Here is a 17,145-nt window from a genome sequence, read left to right as displayed (position 1 = left end):
ATTAGGTAAATTCTGAAGGATTCGCATGGTGAATAAAAAAAAATAAGATTTAACAATCGCATACTAATTATTGGATTTGGTAGCATAGGGCAAGCCTTGCTTCCTCTACTTTTTAAGCATCTAGAGATTCATCCTGAACAAATCACCATTCTGACCAAAGATGAAGAAGGATTAACAATTACACAAGAATTTGGTATTTCTTTGCAATTAACAACCATTACCGAACAAAACTATCTCAAAGTACTTGCCAACAGGCTGGGAAAAGGAGACTTATTACTAAACCTATCCATTGACATCTCAAGTATTAGCTTGATTCGTTTTTGCCAGCAAAAAGAAGTATTGTATCTCGACCTTTGCATAGAACCTTGGGCAGGCTTTTACGATAATAGCCAAGTCGCCCCCAGCGCACGCACCAATTATTTATTACGTGAATCTGCCCTCCAATTAAAAAGTAATAAAAGCACCACCGCCGTTTTAACACATGGAGCAAACCCAGGCCTAGTCTCTCACTTTGTAAAACAAGCGCTCTTAAACATGGCTCACGATAACGAAATTTCCTGCAGTCTTCCCACCACCTCTGCAGAATGGGCCAATTTGGCTATGAAGCTCAACATTAAAGCCATCCATATTGCAGAACGTGATACTCAGATTTCCAATCGACCCAAAAAACCTGGAGAATTCGTCAATACCTGGTCAGCAAATGGTTTCATATCAGAAGCGCTCCAACCGGCTGAGCTGGGATGGGGAACGCACGAACGGCATTGGCCTTCCGATGCAGGGAAACACGATCATGGGCAACAAGGTGCCATTTATTTAAATCGTCCGGGAGCCAGCGTTCGTGTACGCAGTTGGACCCCTGGCTTCGGACCTTTTCACGGATTTTTAATTACCCACTCTGAATCCATGTCCTTGGCTGACTATTTAACGTTGAAAGATGAAAACCAAGTGTCATATCGCCCTACGGTACATTATGCTTATTTACCTTGCCCGCTTGCCGAACTTTCCTTGCATGAATTGGCAGGAAAGGAATGGCAAAAGCAAAAGAACAATGTCTTAATGATGGATGACATCATGACTGGCACGGATGAATTAGGTGTTTTGTTAATGGGAAATAAACGAGGCGCCTACTGGTATGGCTCGCAACTGAGCATTCAAGAAGCACGTCAGTTAGCCCCCCATAATAATGCGACCACACTGCAAGTTGCAGCAGGAACCCTAGCAGGCCTGTTGTGGCTCATTGAACATCCTAACAAAGGGCTGGTGGAACCAGAAGATTTAGATTTCAAATACATCTTGGATATTGCCACTCCTTATCTAGGAAAGGTAGGTGGTTTTTATACCGATTGGACTCCCTTGACTCACCGGGAATCTTTGTTTCCGGAAAACGTGGACCGCACGGACCCCTGGCAATTTATCAATATCCGAGTGGGCTAATAAGATAGCAGCATGTATTGAAAAATCCCTATCAACCTCTCTTTATAAAAGAGAGGTTGATACTCTCAGAGATTTTGATTCAAATTGATTTGCAATGAGACTATGATATCCTAAGTATATGTAACCAAATGGAATTAGTAATGCGACGTTTTCTTATTGCAATTGCAATGCTGTTGGTGTTTTCAACAGCCATAGCCGAAAATTATTGCGCCAATCCTTGTCCAAAACCGGGTGGAACTTGCTATTCCCCTTGTCCTAGCTGTTGTGAAAATATGGGAGGGGTAAGTTACTGCGATTCATCAGCTGGCCGTTTTGTATGTAACAATGGCTATTATTCATCCTGCTACTGTTCTCGACATGCCGTGATGGATTTGCAAAAACTCAAGGGATGTTGTTTATGGCAAGGTGGTGTTATGAGCGCAGACGACCAAGGATTAGTCGTTTGTAATAATGGCGGAGTATCGGAAGTCTGCAGCACGCAAAATGCCATGGATAAATTGTCTTGGTAATCTTAAAGCAGCACTAGCTGCTGCTTTAAAAGCCCTGATGATCACATTTCGATAATGAGGTTGCCGCTATAATCCTTATGCTAAAAAATCCTATGCATTAGCAACATGAAAGCCATAATAATCATTCCAATATCTTCTGTTAGAGTGACGGTAGATAATGGTACATCAAGCACCGCCCCCATGCATGGGCAATGAATCTAGGGAAAAATAATACTATTTTGATTAACAAATGCCCATCATAAAGTGATGGAAATCTGTCATCCCCGCATAAGCGGAGATCCATTATATAAAATAGCAACGCCTATTGATATAGTATTTTGAGATGCACTCAATCAAGCTGGACAAATAATATGCCAAGCCTCATAATCTCAACTTTTTTAAAATCATTTTAAAAATGATAAAGGTCGGTGACTGAAGAATAAATGAATAAAAGTAACCTTTTTATAATACAAGCATGCTAAATCCATTGATTGAACTTAAACAAATCTATAAATCCTATGGTTCAACTGACATTTTAAATAATATCTCCTTGTCGGTTTATCCAGGTGAGTTTCTAACATTACTGGGTCCATCAGGCTGTGGCAAAACGACGTTGTTGCGCTTGATATCAGGATTTGAAGCCCCGTCTTCCGGTGAAATTTTCATCAATGATGTTTGCGTAAATCACCTGCCGCCACAGAAAAGAAACGTACACACCGTTTTTCAAAGTTATGCCCTATTTCCACATTTATCCGTATTTGAAAATGTGGCCTTTGCTCTGCGTTGCAAGAAAGTTAAACAAGATGACGTCATGGAACGAGTCGATGAGGCTTTAAAACTTGTTCATCTTGAGTTATTTGCCCAGCGAAGTATCCGCCAGTTAAGTGGAGGTCAGCAGCAGCGAGTTGCAATCGCCCGGGCCATTGTCAACCGCCCACAAGTCTTACTTCTTGATGAACCATTAAGTTCGCTTGATTACCGTTTACGTAAAGCCATGCAATATGAACTGAAACAATTGCAAAAAACCTTGAACATGACCTTTATTTTTGTCACTCATGATCAAGAAGAAGCCTTATCGATGTCTGATCGTATTGTCATTTTTAATCATGGCCATATTGAACAAATTGGCACACCAAGGGAAGTCTATGAAACACCAAGCAACCTGCACGTTGCCAAATTTATCGGTGAAACCAATATTTTTGACGTTGAAATCCGTGCCTTAAATGAAGGATATTTGCAAACTGAAATTGAATCCATTGTTCTTCAATGTAAAAACACGGGAAATTTTCAACCAGGCGAAAAGGTCCACTTGATTATACGACCCGAAGATATCCGCGTCTGGGGTCAAACGGAGGTCAGCGAAAGTGCGGACATGCTACCAGGAAAAATCGTAGATATTGTTTACAAAGGTTCAACGGTTGATCTTAAGGTGGAATTACATTCAGGTAAAATCATTAATGCTTCAGAATTTTTTGATGAAGATGATGACAAACTTGAATATTCATTGAATGAAGACGTCTGGGTGCACTGGTTGCCAGGTTGGGAAGTGCTACTACCTTATGAAAGCTAAACCTTATTCGCTTTATTTCCTATATTTCTGGTTAATAGCATTTGGCTTTTTACCACTGGGGTTAATCTTTATCACCAGTTTTCTGTCAAAAGACAGCGGACATTTAGTTTCACTGCCATTTACCTTAAATCATTATGCTGAATTATTTTCTCCATTATTTGCCAAAGTATTTTTGCGCTCATTTATTATCGCGCTTGTAACAACGCTCTGCTGTCTTATTCTTGCTTATCCTTTCAGCTATTTATTAATTAAATCCAAACACCAATCGGTCTTGTTATTGTTGATCATCATCCCTTTTTGGACCAGCTCATTAATCCGAACCTATTCTCTTATTGCCATCTTGAAATTTCGGGGAATCTTAAACGCCATTCTCCTGAAATTGCATCTGATTGATCAGCCACTGTCATTACTTTATACCAATTTTGCAGTTATCAGTGGCTTGGTATATAACCTATTCCCATTTATGGTACTCCCTATTTTTACCAACATGGAACGCTTTGATTTCAGATTAATTGAGGCAGCGAAGGATTTAGGTGCTAGCCAATGGGCCATTTTTTTTCGAGTTTTTTTACCCAATACGGCTGGAGGAATCATTTCCGGTTGTCTACTGGTATTACTGCCGGCAATGACTTTATTTTATATACCAAACGTTTTAGGCGGAGCACGCTCCATTTTATTGGGTAATATGATCCAAAATCAATTTCTGGTTTTGGAAAACTGGCCACAAGGAGCCGCAACCAGTGCCATTCTGACAATACTTTTATTGCTTTTACTGTTTTTTTATCGTCAACATGGACGGGAGGTCATCCATTGAAGACGCTGTTGCAAAAATCGTACCTTTCGCTCATTTATGTTTTTCTTTATTTTCCGATTCTGATTTTAATCTTGTATTCGGTAAATCAAGCCAGATTTTCATTGCAATGGCATGGTTTTTCTACCCATTGGTACATGGAGCTCTTCCACGATCGCGAGCTCTGGTCTGCTTTTTTACATTCAGTCATCTTAGGGCTTAGCGCTTCCATCATAGCAACCCTGGTGGGCTTATTTACATGCGTCCATTTCTTTTTGCATCGTAACAACCGCCGTCGTCGCTCATTATTTGCGATGTTGTTACTATTAGTCATTATCCCTGATCTGGTATTAGGGGTCGCCTTGCTGATATTTTTTAACCTTATCTCATTATCACTTGGTTTTTTCAGCCTGCTAATTGCCCATATCACCTTCTGCATTCCTTTTGTGGTGCTTACCATTAATAGCCGGATTCACACCCTGGATGCCAATATTTATTACAGCGCCTTGGATTTGGGCGCCAGTCATACAAGAGCACTAGTTAAAATTTTATTGCCCTTGTTATGGCCTGCAGTTCTAAGTGCATTATTGCTGTGTTTCACTCTATCATTTGACGACGTTATCATCAGTTATTTTGTTGCAGGACCGGATTTTAATATTTTGCCTTTAACGATTTATTCTCTGGTTAGAGTGGGAGTAACTCCTGAGTTAAATGCTTTATGTTCAATTACTTTCTTCATCTCCATGATCCTTGTGATCATTGCCCATCGATTAGCGCGGAAATCGGCATGAAACAAAGCATACGTACTTTCTTTTTATTACTCATTGTTTTATTCACTGCCCCAACTTACGCTAACAATGTGGTCAATGTCTATGTCTGGGGCGGAGAAATCCCTAAATCACTCATCCATCAATTCGAACGAGAAACAGGGATCAAGGTGAATTTCTCCACCTATGACAGCAATGAAACCATGTATGCCAAATTAAAAGCAAGCCGGCAATCCGTTTATGATGTCATCATGCCGTCTGGTTATTATGTAGAACGGATGAAAAAACAAGGCATGCTGACTAAGCTTACCCACGATAAAATACCTAACTTGGACAACATCGACCCGCTGTTTACAAAAAGCCAATATGACGCCGGCAATCATTACAGCGTGCCACTCACTTGGGGAGCCACTGGTATTTTTTATAACACCCAGTGGGTGCATGACATTCCTAAAAAATGGAGTGACCTATGGGAAAAACGCTGGCATCGCCAATTGCTGTTACTTGATGATTCTCGCGAAGTCTTTTCAATCGCTTTAATGAGCTTGGGCTATCATCCTAATGATAAAAATCCTGCACATATCCAACAAGCTTATGAGCAATTATTAGCCTTGGTTCCTAATATTAAACTCTTTGCCAGCGACAGTGTGCAAGCCATCATTATTGATGAAGACGCCATCGCAGGTTCAGCCTGGAATGGTGATGCTTATAAAGCGCAAGCAGAAAACAAGCAAATCCATTTTATTTATCCCAAAGAAGGATACGTCATTTGGGTAGGCTGTCTTTCCATTCCCAATCACCCTCCTCATCCCAAAGAAGCTTATGCGTTTATCAACTTTATGCTCAAACCAAGCAGCGCTGTTCAAATTGCATTGCGGGAAGGCCATGCCATTACAAACGCCAAAGGAAAAGCGTTGTTACCAGACACGATTCGCCATAATCCAATGATATACCCTTCTCAGGAAACACTTAAACGTGGTTATTTTCAGCAAGATGTTGGTGATAAAACCATCGCTTTATACAATCAATATTGGGAACAGTTAAAACTTTCTTTTTAACACTAGAAGTTGACCCGTACCTGCAAGTTTTATTATAAACTATACTGCTTTAATCAATGACCTAAAAAACACAATACCAGAACAGGACTGAGTTAAAATAGTGAACCCATGCGAACAAGCATTACAATGGGCATTGCAATACCTGGTTTCTCATAAGAAATCTAATGTTCAGCATTATCAAAAAATTGTTCAAACGTCCTATTCCATAGTTTATAGGATTAAAACAACCACCGATATTGTTTACTTAAAACAAACGCCTGAAGCGTTATTTATAGAAGCAAAAACATTAACTTTTCTTCATGCTCAAGGCTGTAAAAATATACCTGAACTTCTAGCTGAAAATGGTGCCTTACATTGCTTTCTTATGACTGCATGTGGAGATCACTCACTACGCCAACTTTTCCAAGGACAAATTGATTTCAACACACTGAAACAAGGGATTTTAAATTATACCAACATTCAACGTTTACTAGAAAACAAAGTCCAAGCCCTACTATCTCTGAGTGTTCCTGATTGGCGACTCCAAAAATTTGCTTCATTGTATTATCAACTCATCACACAAGAGAGTTTATTAATAGATGACGGATTAACCAGAAAAGAAATTGACCGTTTGCATCAACTATACCCTCTGTGCAATCAGTTGTGTGAGGATTTGTTGGAATACACAATACCTGAAACCATAAATCATTGTGACTTTCATGAAAATAATATGCTGCTCGATAAGAAAACAGGGGGCATCAATATTATTGATTGGGGTGAAACTGTGATTACTCATCCATTTTTTTCATTAAATGGCTGTTTATGGAATATTACTCATTTCAATGCACTCAAACAAACAGATTCACTATATCTTAAATTACAATCACAATGCATTGCCTCCTGGTTAGATTTATATGACAAAAAAGAGTTACTTCGAGCATTAAGTATTGCTAACCAACTGAATGGAATTTATGCGGCACTTGCTTATGAACACATGTACATTACAACCAAAAATCAAATAAATACAGTACAGCAAGAACACCCTGGCTCAATCGCAGGTTGTTTAAGGTCATTTTTAAATCTTCACTCTACCCTTTAGCGCACTGAGGGAAATATAGTAAGTGATGTAATTTGTGTGATTTATAGATAAGTCCTCAAATCAGCAGCGCCCGTTTTGTAATCCCTCCGTGGCACATATTTAAATGAAATTACACACCATATAAATGATACAAAGCTGAATTACAAAAATGAACCTCTTAATGCCATACAATATTATTATGTAGCATTAGCCCATTTTTAACCTTTTGCAAACTAATATATCTATAGAGAGTAAATCTAATGCACAATTGTTCAAGGACTAGCGCTATGGAAATAAAACAACAAGAAATGTTAAACCAAGATGAGACTACAAAAATCATAGAAGCAACCAAACAAGCATTTGATTCTCCAATTCTTATCGAAACAGGTAAAAAAATCGCCCCTTTTCTAAAAGGCTTTCGAGGAAAACAAGGGAAGGCAATTGCTGCCGTCTATCCTGGTACGGCTGTTGAACTTTATAAATTAATACAACTTTATCGAGAATTAAATGTAGGTTTCATCTTGCAAGGAGCAAACACAGCTTTGAAAGGTCAGGGAACGCCTAATGGAGAAGATAAACCTGTTGTTATCATTAAAACTTCAAAGCTAAATAAAATTAAAGTACTCAATATTCCTGGAAATAATGAATATAAGATTTTGCTGGCGCAGTCTGGTGCTTCTTTAAAAGAAGCAGAGCATATTCTTGAAAAAATAAATTTTGAGTTGCCACATAAAACAGGTTCACATGATTTAGGAAATACCTTTGGCGCCAGTTGTGCAAACGCTTGTGGTGGCGTACAAGTCGATAATAGAGATGGTAGGCCTTCATTAACTGATACAGGTAATATGGGCGTAGTAGCCATTGGTACTAACGGGATTATTTACAATGGCTTTATTGAGCCTCAGCGTATTCAGTCGGGCAAAAAATTATTAGAGCGTATTGATGCAAACGATATTGAGATTAGCGATATTCTTATGCCTAGCTTAAACGAAATTAATACCTTTTTAGAAAAACTATTTTTTGAAAAAATTATCCGATTAGAAACCACCGCGGTGAAATTCTTTTTTCAGGGGATGGCGGAGAAGGCTTACAAGCGATTGTGTACCAAATGTACTTAATTCGTAAAAAACCGCAAAAATTGCGTACTTATGCCTTATTATTCAAAGAAAACCTAAAAGAGCATTTTTATAAAGAAGTCATTTTTTCTGAAGGGCCAGAAAAAACAGATGCATTACCTACGCTATGCGAATCGATGAATTCTAACATCGTTCAAGAAATTGTAACAAATGGATTCGGATTCCTATCCGCCATTCTTTTAGCATTAAAAAATCGTTGGTTGACTGGGCATATACAAAAATTGTTATCTTTACGTAACCAGTTAATCCAACTAATTCCAAGCGTATATATTAAATTTGAATTATTTTTAGGCAAATATCTTTCAAAACTACTAATACCCTCTGTGATCCGCAAAAGTAAGTATAAAGAACTTCTTGTTTTGCAAGTTTCAGAACGCGAATCTAATCCAGGAAACATCGCTAACTTCGAAAAAAAATTATCACAATTTATCGAACATCATCCTAATGCGCTTCAATTAATTCAGTATCAACCTCATAGTTTTTCAGAAAAAATCATACTCAATACTCGCATGAGTGCAGCCCTAGCGACGTTGACGCTAACGATTTATAAAAGAGGGGTATTATTCCCTTTTGACGATGCAATTATGCCTGGAGAAATGACAGAAAGTTATGCCTCTCAATTAGCTCAAAAACTTTCAGAGCTCTGTCCAAAGCACGAGTTACTAGGCCCTTATTTATATGGACATGATTTAAAGCAGATCAATCATAATGATTGGATTATCACAGGCGAATTATCTGAAGAAACTTTAAAAAAAATCCACCATGTACAATGTGAGCTTGTTCAAGCCGTTGGAGGGCATCCTCATGCAGAACATGGAGTAGGCGATTATGCAGATACTGACCTCAATTATGATGAGCTTGTGAAATTAGTCGCCCATCGATTACTCAATGATGTTTCAGGCTTAGCTAACCCGGGTGGTGCTTATCAAAAAGCCTTTAAAAAAGCGATTGAAGATAAAGGTATTGTGGGGGATGCTATTCAATTTGCTATTAAGGCCATCGAAAGGGAGCAAACCCGCTTTACTTTGTTCAATTGGAATGAAGCGTTAAGTCTGCCAAAAATGATGGAGGTTTTTCATAAAAATCTTGAGGAATTGCGCTCTAGATTCCAGCATGAAGTGAATTAGTTTTGACTTAATCTGACTCCACTTGAAAAGTGAGAGTTTCTGGTTTTGATAGAAGAGTGAACTTTAATCAAACCTAAAAGGAAAACTCTCATGTTAGACAATAACGTTAAAATCATTAAACACAAAGTTGGTCTTCAATGAGCTTCGTAAACAAGGTATCTTTCTTTCTCCTAGTGGTGTTCATAGTATTTGATTGCGATATGAACTTGCCAATTTCAAAAATCATTTAAAAGCAGAGAATAAAGTAGCTTCTAACACCAACTATTTTAATTAACTGAATTGTAATGTTCTAAGTAATTATCATATATTCAAGACTCTCTTCATCTAACAAAAACTGATTATGAACATATTACCTCTACCTCAAACTAAACCATGTCTTGTGGGTGAAAGTCCACACTGGGATGCGCCAACACAATCCCTTTATTGGGTTGATATTTATGGTAAAGCAATTTTCCAATATGAATTAAATAAAAACCAAATTAACCAAATTGATTTACCCGAAATGGTGGGTCCTGTTATTCCTATTTCTAAAGAAGAAGTGATGGTTTGCATGCCAAGTGGCATTTATAAGCTGCAACTTTCAAATAAAAAACTAGACCAAATCTCTGAGCTTGAACCCCAGTTACCTAACAATCGTCCGAATGATGGTAAGTATGATCCCCAGGGCCGTTTATGGGTAGGAACCTGCGATTTAGAGTTTAAGCCTGGTGCATCTTCCTTGTATCGTTTAGATTCTAATGGACACTTAACTCAAGTTCTCAAAGGGTTAACGCTCGCCAATGGCATGGCGTGGGATACTGTGAATAATATTTTTTATTTTATAGACTCATCCGTTCAATCTATTTATAAATTTAATTACCATCCCCAAAGTGGTGATATTTCTGGCGGCTCAGTCGCTTTTTCTTATGATCAATCGTTCGGAATACCCGACGGTATGTGCATTGATTCAGAAGGCATGCTATGGATTGTGGGTTTTGGTCGCGGAAACGTCAGCCAATTCAACCCAAAAACAGGCAAATTAATTAAAAAATTGAACTACCTACCCCTTACCCTACCGCTTGCGCTTTTGGAGGAAAGGATTTAAATCAATTATTTGTAACGAGCGCAAGTCATTTAGTCACTGATAAAAATAAAGATGCGTATTCAGGGCTAACGTATATGATTACTTTTTAATAACAAGCATGGTTTGGTTGATACCCGCCGAGATATTGACGATATTTTTTCACGAATTTCCTTCTGTCTCTTCAACGTTAGGCACGCGTTGCATGTCTTCATCAGGATATAATTGCTTTAACCCACGTACAAAAGTCCCCTGAGCATTGAGCAAGGCCAACACAAGGCCATCTCGACCATCCAGAAAACCACGCTGCAAAATAAAACATCGAAAAAACATCCAGCCAGTACCAACGATGACTCGCATGATATTAGTTGGTTTTTTTTGCGCAAGACGGATTCTTGCACTATAAGACGAATAACGATTCATCTTGTAGATTGCATGTGAAATATCATAATAGCAATGATGACGGATGGGATGGGTTATTTTTCCAATCCTGGCTTTTGGAGGTAAAATAACTTTCTCATGAACAATGTCGTGGCTGTAAGAGGCGTCTTTTCTTTTAAACAACCGAACATGTCGCGAAGGACTTCCCGAATGGCGCAACTCTTTACCATAAAACCACATGCGTATCGGAACCTGATAGGCATCAACCTCATCAGACGCCATTGCCTCAATCATTTCCTGTTTTAAATCTTCATCAACGAATTCGTCTGCATCAAGATTAAGTACCCAATCGCCAGTAGCAAACGATAATGCCCGATCTTTTTGTATGCCATAGCCTTTCCAATCGGTTTCATAGACATTTTCCGTGTATTCCAAAGCAATGGTGGTGGTTTTATCCGTACTGCCTGAATCGAGTACAATAATTTCGTCTGCCCATTTGATAGATTCCAGACAGGTTCTTATTCTTTTCTCTTCATTTTTTGCGATGATGATAACACTGAGCATAGTGTGACTATTCAGCAAAACATTGTAACATTTTAACGAAACCTCCCAAGAATTGTAAGGGCCATACATTTCATCGAGTGATGCGCTCAACCCTTCCATCTTATAATCTGGCTACCTATTTGCGACGAGTAACCAGATTGGTTAGTTTATTGTCCAAATCAAGAAGCTTCAGCACACCCCTTCCCGATGATCCTGGCAATCAAAATGCAGCTTTCCATCTTTCATTCTTAACGTAACATGGCCGCCATTAGCTAATTTACCGAACAGTAATTCGTCAGCCAGTGGTTTTTTAACGTTTTCTTGAATTAGCCGCGCCATGGGCCGTGCGCCCATTGTTTTATTATATCCATGTTCTATTAACCATTCACGTGCTGACTTTTCAACCTTAAAGGTAACTGCCTTATTACTTAACTGTTCTTCAAGCTCCATAATGAATTTGTCTACAACCAGTCCAATAGTTTTCACATCGAGCGCCGTAAAGTTAATGATGGCATCGAGGCGGTTTCTAAATTCAGGACTGAATTGACGCTTAATCACTTCCATACCGTCGTTGCTGTTGTCTTGGAAAGAAAACCCAATGGAATTACGGCTGATTTCGCTCGCACCAGCATTACTGGTCATAACTAATATAACATGACGGAAATCGGCTTGACGTCCATTTGTATCCGTCAACGTGCCATGATCCATAATTTGCAACAACAGATTAAACACATCGGGATGTGCTTTTTCAATTTCGTCAAGCAACACCACAGAGTGCGGATTTTTGGTGACAGCCTCAGTCAAAAGCCCACCTTGATCGTAACCAACGTACCCTGGAGGTGCACCAATCAGGCGTGATACCGTGTGTTTCTCCATGTATTCAGACATATCAAACCGTAACAACTCAATTCCCAGAACATTGGCAAGCTGTCGGGTTACTTCCGTCTTACCAACCCCTGTTGGGCCAGCAAAAAGAAAACACCCCACCGGTTTCTCTGGTTCACGCAATCCAGAACGAGCCAGTTTGATTGCTGAAGACAATGCGGTTATGGCATCATCCTGGCCATACACCAAGAGTTTTAAATCACGCTCGAGATTTCGCAACGTATCTTTATCACGCGCAGACACTTTTTTAAGAGGAATCCGTGCAATTTTTGCCACAACGTTCTCAATTTCAGTGACACTAATAATTTTCTTGCGTTTATTTGCTGTTAGGAGATTTTGATAAGCTCCGGCCTCGTCCACCACGTCAATGGCCTTGTCCGGTAGAAAACGATCATTGATGTATTTGGCGGACAATTCGGCGGCTGCTTTTAATGCGGGAATTGAAAATTTTACGCCATGATGAGCTTCCAGCCGTGCTTTTAGCCCTTTTAAAATTTCAAACGTTTCCTCAACGGTCGGCTCAGAAATATCGATTTTCTGGAATCGTCTGGCAAGCGCACGATCTTTTTCGAAAATACCGCGATATTCCTGATAAGTGGTCGAACCAATGCATTTCAATTCACCATTGGCCAATAACGGTTTGATCAGATTTGATGCATCCATAACACCACCAGATGCAGCGCCGGCTCCAATAATGGTATGAATCTCATCAATAAATAATATACCGCCCTCTTGCTCACCCAATTGTTTTAAAACTGCTTTTAACCGTTTTTCAAAGTCACCGCGATATTTTGTACCCGCTAATAAGGCACCCAAGTCCAGTGAATATACGACACAATTCTTAATTGCCTCAGGCACTTCACCATCAACAATCCGACGTGCCAAACCTTCAGCAATAGCCGTTTTTCCAACCCCGGCTTCCCCTACCAACAAAGGATTATTTTTGCGTCGACGACAGAGAACCTGCACGGTACGCTGGATTTCTTCATGACGACCAATCAACGGATCAATTTTACCCAATCGAGCGCGTTTATTGAGATTCATGCAATAGCTTTCCAGCGGCGATTCATTGCCTTCAGAAACCATCATGTCTTCATCCATTGACGAATTCATGCTGTCTTGCAAATCATTATTTTGATATTTGGACACACCATGTGAAATATAATTAATGACATCCAGGCGAGTGATATTTTCGCGACGGAGAAAATAAACAGCTTGGCTTTCCTGTTCACTAAAAATAGCCGCAAGCACATTTGCACCGCTGACTTCCGTTTTACCGGCAGACTGCACATGGAAAACAGCCCGTTGCAATACTCGCTGAAAACCAAGCGTTGGTTGCGTTTCACGCTCTGATTCATCCTCAGGAATTTTTGGCGTTGTTTCATCGATAAATTCGGTCAAATCACGTCGCAATGATTCAATATTCGCATCGCAAGCCTGCAATACATTGCCGGCAGCGGGATTATCAAGCAGCGACAAAAGCAAATGCTCAACCGTCATAAATTCATGTCGTTTTTCTTTCGCTTCTTTGAAAGCCAGATTTAAGGTGAATTCAAGCTCTTTATTTAACATGATCGCTGCTCCTCCTATCCAGCACTGCTATCATTCCGGCTCCATTCTACACAGCAATGGATGTTCATTACTCCTGGCATAATCATTAACCAGGACAACCTTTGTTTCTGCTATATCACGTGTGAAAACACCACACACACCCCGTCCCTGGTAATGGACCTGAAGCATGATTTGAACAGCTACTTCTTCATTTAACCGAAAAAATCGCTTCAGGACCTCTACTACAAATTCCATAGGTGTATAGTCATCATTGAGCAATATAACTTTATATTTTCGAGGCTCCTTAAGCTGCGGCAGCGCTTGCGACTCTGCCGTTTTTTGCTCTACAACATCCTCTAAATACCACCCACTCATTTACATACACCCTTTACTAATTTTATAGACTTACATGTCTCATTTGGCCAGTAAAATTGATCAATTTTACATATGTTTTATTATAGCCTGTGCAAAGCCAGAACAGCTGACGCACGTCGCACCATCCATCAACCGTGCAAAATCATAAGTCACTGTTTTAGCTTCTATTGCTCCTTCAATGCCGGTAATAATCAAATCAGCCGCTTCTACCCACCCTAAATGCCGTAGCATCATTTCTGCGGATAAAATGATTGAACCGGGATTCACTTTGTCCTGACCCGCATATTTAGGCGCAGTACCATGCGTCGCTTCGAACACAGCAACACGTTCGCCTATGTTGGCGCCTGGAGCAATACCTATTCCTCCAACCTGAGCGGCAAGAGCGTCTGAAATGTAATCGCCATTTAAATTTAAAGTTGCAACCACGCTATATTCTTCTGGCCTTAATAAAATCTGTTGTAAAAACGCATCAGCAATGACATCCTTGATAATAATTGGCTGACCACTTTTAGGATTTTTAATTTCCAGCCATGGACCACCTTGATATTCTTTAGCGCCAAATTGATCTTGAGCAACTTGATATCCCCAGTCTTTAAAGGCACCCTCTGTAAATTTCATAATATTGCCTTTATGGACTAAAGTAACAGAATCACGTTGATTATCAATAGCATATTGAATAGCGGCTTTTACCAGACGTGATGTTCCCTCTTTGGAAACCGGTTTAATTCCAATACCGCAATGTTCTGGGAAACGGATTTTTTTAACCCCCATTTCTTCACGAAGAAACCGGATGACTTTTTTTGCCTCTTCTGAATCCGCTTGCCACTCGATGCCAGCATAAATATCTTCAGAATTTTCACGGAAAATCACCATGTCAGTATTCCATGGCTCCTTCACAGGGCTTGGAGTTCCTGAAAAATAACGAACAGGTCTAAGGCAAGTATAAAGATCCAGTTCCTGACGAATAGTGACGTTTAATGATCGGATGCCACCTCCGACTGGTGTGGTCAGTGGACCTTTGATGGATACAGAAAATTGCTTCATGGCATCCAGCGTTTCTTTCGGCAACCATTGACCATCTCCATACACCGTGGTGGCCTTCTCGCCTGCATAAATTTCCATCCAGGCAATTTTCTTTTTATCCCCATAGGCCTTTTGTACGGCTGCATCAACCACTTTTAGCATTGCAGGCGTGACATCCACACCAATACCATCCCCTTCAATAAAAGGAATAATCGGATGATTAGGGACTTTTAAGCTTAAATCTTCATTGATGCTAATGGTTTCACCATGGAGCGGTACATTAATTTTTTCGAATGGCATAAACATCTCCGTCTAATTAAAGACGGTCATCATAGCATGTGAAAAACATTATTTCAGCTCAAGCCAATGTTTTATACACGCCTACTTTTTATAGCGCAAAAGCATAATCTGCAAGAAGAAACACGGCCATATAAATCATGTCTTAACGATATGTCATTTTGGTTACTTTGGTTAATAAAGTATTGTCTGCCAGTATTCTTATCCATGGCCATGCCAATGTAGCAACCATTGAACTGCAGATCACTTTAAATGGCATAAATTGATAACCAGATACAGCATCAATCATAAGAATAATGCATTGGTAAATAGAACAAAATAATAAAATCAGCATCATTTGCTGACCAATGGGAAAAAAGTTAAAGCGCCTCGCTTTCCCGGAAGCCAACCAGGCAGTCAGCAACAAAGCAAAAACATGTTCACCAAGAATGGTTGAGAGCAAGACATCCAAACAAAGGCCGACTAAAAAATAAAAATTACATTAAAAAAGCGAGGAAGAAAAAATTGAATGTATAGAATAAGTAGCAAGGCCCAAGGTGGTCTAAATTCACTCAGCCATGTGGGTAAAGGCATAATACTTAACGCCAACACAAGCAGCAAAAACAGTAAAAATCGAACTCTAAAATAAATCATATTCATCCACTTAGCTTGGCAAACCCGGTTAACGCTGAGCGTTAACCAGGCTACGCGATTCATTGTAGCCTGGATAGCGCCGCGCAATATCCGGGAAAAGCTCCTTAAGCATTTTGCTTGAAGCCATCCAGTACACTCATTCGTTCAACGATTTGGGCAGCTAATTCCGCATGCTCTTTCCCGGGCCAAAGAAGTAATACCAGTTGATTACGGTTTAATAAAGCGATTGGACTCACGCTTACTTTGATGAATTCTTCACCAGGAATATGTTTTACTTCTCCCACCCGACCCACAGGATACCCTTCAGGATAACGTCCTCCAAGTCCTGATGTCACTAATAAATCACCCCTCATAATAGAAGACGATTTAGGCAAATTAATTAACGACAATTGGTTCATGCTATTAGTGCCTATGAGAATAGCACGTTCCCCAGTACGATTATTCTGAACGGGCACGGCACTTTTTGAGTCTGAAATTAACAAAACAGTACTCGTCATAGAGCCAACATCAATGATTTGCCCCATGACCCCTTTGGCATCTAGCACCGATTGGCCAGAAAAAACCCCATCGCGTTTGCCTTTATTCAACACCACTAACTGCCTTGAGCTACTTGTATCCACAGCAAGGATCTGTGCGGCCATGACGCGCGTTTTCGTATTTGCTGAAGCCAACAGCAATTCCTTGAGTTGAGAATTTTCATTGCGAATAACAAGCAATTTTTGCAATTGCGCCTCAAGCATGGTTTGCTGATAACGCAATTGCATATTTTCATCAATTAATGCTTTTTTGGAACTTACCACCAGTTTTACCCAGTCAATGACATGTACAGGATAATCAACCGCATATTGCAACGGCGCAACAAAAAAGAAAAACCACTACGGACACTATCCAGATAACGATAATGGAAATCCGCAATCATAAAAATAAAGGAAAGCAACAGAGCAAACGCAAAACTCAAGGGTGAGCGTCT

15 protein-coding genes and 1 pseudogene are annotated in these 17,145 nt (G+C 39.8%); 10 read left to right on the top strand and 6 right to left on the bottom strand.

Going from position 1 to position 17,145, the window contains the following annotated elements; genetic code table 11:
• The first annotated feature begins 42 nt into the window (after positions 1–42).
• From LOA_RS05500 to LOA_RS05455, 10 genes and pseudogenes are all read left to right on the top strand, one after another.
• The gene (locus tag LOA_RS05500; protein WP_042238749.1) at positions 43–1,434 is read left to right on the top strand and encodes a homospermidine synthase; all 1,392 of its coding nucleotides are present in this window, start codon (positions 43–45) and stop codon (positions 1,432–1,434) included.
• Between the two features lie 140 nt (positions 1,435–1,574).
• Positions 1,575–1,943 carry a hypothetical protein gene (locus LOA_RS05495; protein WP_025385480.1) on the top strand — a complete coding sequence of 123 codons (369 nt, stop codon included), beginning with the start codon at positions 1,575–1,577 and terminating at the stop codon, positions 1,941–1,943.
• A gap of 454 nt (positions 1,944–2,397) precedes the next feature.
• On the top strand, positions 2,398–3,492 hold the full coding sequence (potA, locus tag LOA_RS05490) for a spermidine/putrescine ABC transporter ATP-binding protein PotA (RefSeq protein WP_025385479.1): 1,095 nt from the start codon (positions 2,398–2,400) through the stop codon (positions 3,490–3,492).
• Entirely contained in the window at positions 3,482–4,306 is an 825-nt protein-coding gene (locus tag LOA_RS05485; RefSeq protein WP_025385478.1) for an ABC transporter permease, read from the top strand. The genes potA and LOA_RS05485 overlap by 11 nt, the downstream gene beginning before the upstream one ends.
• Complete coding sequence (locus tag LOA_RS05480; protein WP_025385477.1) at positions 4,303–5,073, top strand: ABC transporter permease subunit; 771 nt, start codon at positions 4,303–4,305, stop codon at positions 5,071–5,073. The genes LOA_RS05485 and LOA_RS05480 overlap by 4 nt, the downstream gene beginning before the upstream one ends.
• A complete protein-coding gene (locus LOA_RS05475; RefSeq protein ID WP_025385476.1) occupies positions 5,070–6,107 on the top strand; it encodes an ABC transporter substrate-binding protein in 1,038 nt (345 codons plus the stop codon). Before LOA_RS05480 ends, LOA_RS05475 begins: the two co-directional genes overlap by 4 nt.
• Before the next feature lie 100 nt (positions 6,108–6,207).
• On the top strand, positions 6,208–7,185 hold the full coding sequence (locus tag LOA_RS05470; protein WP_025385475.1) for an aminoglycoside phosphotransferase family protein: 978 nt from the start codon (positions 6,208–6,210) through the stop codon (positions 7,183–7,185).
• A gap of 266 nt (positions 7,186–7,451) precedes the next feature.
• The gene (locus LOA_RS05465) at positions 7,452–8,282 is read left to right on the top strand and encodes an FAD-binding protein (RefSeq protein ID WP_025385474.1); all 831 of its coding nucleotides are present in this window, start codon (positions 7,452–7,454) and stop codon (positions 8,280–8,282) included.
• A complete protein-coding gene (locus LOA_RS05460) occupies positions 8,273–9,427 on the top strand; it encodes a hypothetical protein (RefSeq protein WP_025385473.1) in 1,155 nt (384 codons plus the stop codon). The genes LOA_RS05465 and LOA_RS05460 overlap by 10 nt, the downstream gene beginning before the upstream one ends.
• Positions 9,428–9,767: 340 nt before the next feature.
• Positions 9,768–10,600 (top strand): annotated as a pseudogene (locus LOA_RS05455) (SMP-30/gluconolactonase/LRE family protein).
• A gap of 49 nt (positions 10,601–10,649) precedes the next feature.
• Here the strand turns inward: LOA_RS05455 and LOA_RS05450 are convergent.
• The 6 genes from LOA_RS05450 to mreC all read right to left on the bottom strand — a co-directional run bounded on the left by LOA_RS05450 (position 10,650) and on the right by mreC (position 17,026).
• Positions 10,650–11,432, bottom strand: coding sequence for a glycosyltransferase family 2 protein (locus LOA_RS05450; protein ID WP_025385472.1), 783 nt, complete (start codon positions 11,430–11,432; stop codon positions 10,650–10,652).
• Positions 11,433–11,600: 168 nt separating this feature from the next.
• Entirely contained in the window at positions 11,601–13,868 is a 2,268-nt protein-coding gene (gene clpA, locus LOA_RS05445; protein ID WP_025385471.1) for an ATP-dependent Clp protease ATP-binding subunit ClpA, read from the bottom strand.
• Positions 13,869–13,898: 30 nt separating this feature from the next.
• Positions 13,899–14,222, bottom strand: a complete 324-nt coding sequence (clpS, locus tag LOA_RS05440) for an ATP-dependent Clp protease adapter ClpS (protein WP_025385470.1) — start codon at positions 14,220–14,222, stop codon at positions 13,899–13,901.
• A 66-nt stretch (positions 14,223–14,288) separates the two neighbouring features.
• Complete coding sequence (gene icd, locus LOA_RS05435) at positions 14,289–15,545, bottom strand: NADP-dependent isocitrate dehydrogenase (protein WP_025385469.1); 1,257 nt, start codon at positions 15,543–15,545, stop codon at positions 14,289–14,291.
• Between the two features lie 142 nt (positions 15,546–15,687).
• Complete coding sequence (gene mreD / locus LOA_RS15235; protein ID WP_238551342.1) at positions 15,688–15,993, bottom strand: rod shape-determining protein MreD; 306 nt, start codon at positions 15,991–15,993, stop codon at positions 15,688–15,690.
• 286 nt (positions 15,994–16,279) lie between these two features.
• Entirely contained in the window at positions 16,280–17,026 is a 747-nt protein-coding gene (gene mreC, locus LOA_RS05425; RefSeq protein WP_238551341.1) for a rod shape-determining protein MreC, read from the bottom strand.
• Positions 17,027–17,145: the final 119 nt, after the last annotated feature.

It is taken from the genome of Legionella oakridgensis ATCC 33761 = DSM 21215 (genome assembly GCF_000512355.1).
GTDB lineage: Bacteria > Pseudomonadota > Gammaproteobacteria > Legionellales > Legionellaceae > Legionella_A > Legionella_A oakridgensis.
Note: the sequence above shows the minus strand (reverse complement) of the source record. Positions and strands in the feature narration are given on the sequence as shown.

Bases quoted from the DNA above. Each gene is read 5' to 3' on its own strand.
- LOA_RS05495 (WP_025385480.1), top strand. From the start codon at position 1,575: ATGCGACGTTTTCTTATTGCAATTGCAATGCTGTTGGTGTTTTCAACA.
- potA (WP_025385479.1), top strand. From the start codon at position 2,398: ATGCTAAATCCATTGATTGAACTTAAACAAATCTATAAATCCTATGGT.
- LOA_RS05485 (WP_025385478.1), top strand. From the start codon at position 3,482: ATGAAAGCTAAACCTTATTCGCTTTATTTCCTATATTTCTGGTTAATA.
- LOA_RS05475 (WP_025385476.1), top strand. From the start codon at position 5,070: ATGAAACAAAGCATACGTACTTTCTTTTTATTACTCATTGTTTTATTC.
- LOA_RS05465 (WP_025385474.1), top strand. From the start codon at position 7,452: ATGGAAATAAAACAACAAGAAATGTTAAACCAAGATGAGACTACAAAA.
- LOA_RS05460 (WP_025385473.1), top strand. From the start codon at position 8,273: ATGTACTTAATTCGTAAAAAACCGCAAAAATTGCGTACTTATGCCTTA.
- LOA_RS05450 (WP_025385472.1), bottom strand. From the start codon at position 11,432: ATGCTCAGTGTTATCATCATCGCAAAAAATGAAGAGAAAAGAATAAGA.
- clpA (WP_025385471.1), bottom strand. From the start codon at position 13,868: ATGTTAAATAAAGAGCTTGAATTCACCTTAAATCTGGCTTTCAAAGAA.
- clpS (WP_025385470.1), bottom strand. From the start codon at position 14,222: ATGAGTGGGTGGTATTTAGAGGATGTTGTAGAGCAAAAAACGGCAGAG.
- icd (WP_025385469.1), bottom strand. From the start codon at position 15,545: ATGCCATTCGAAAAAATTAATGTACCGCTCCATGGTGAAACCATTAGC.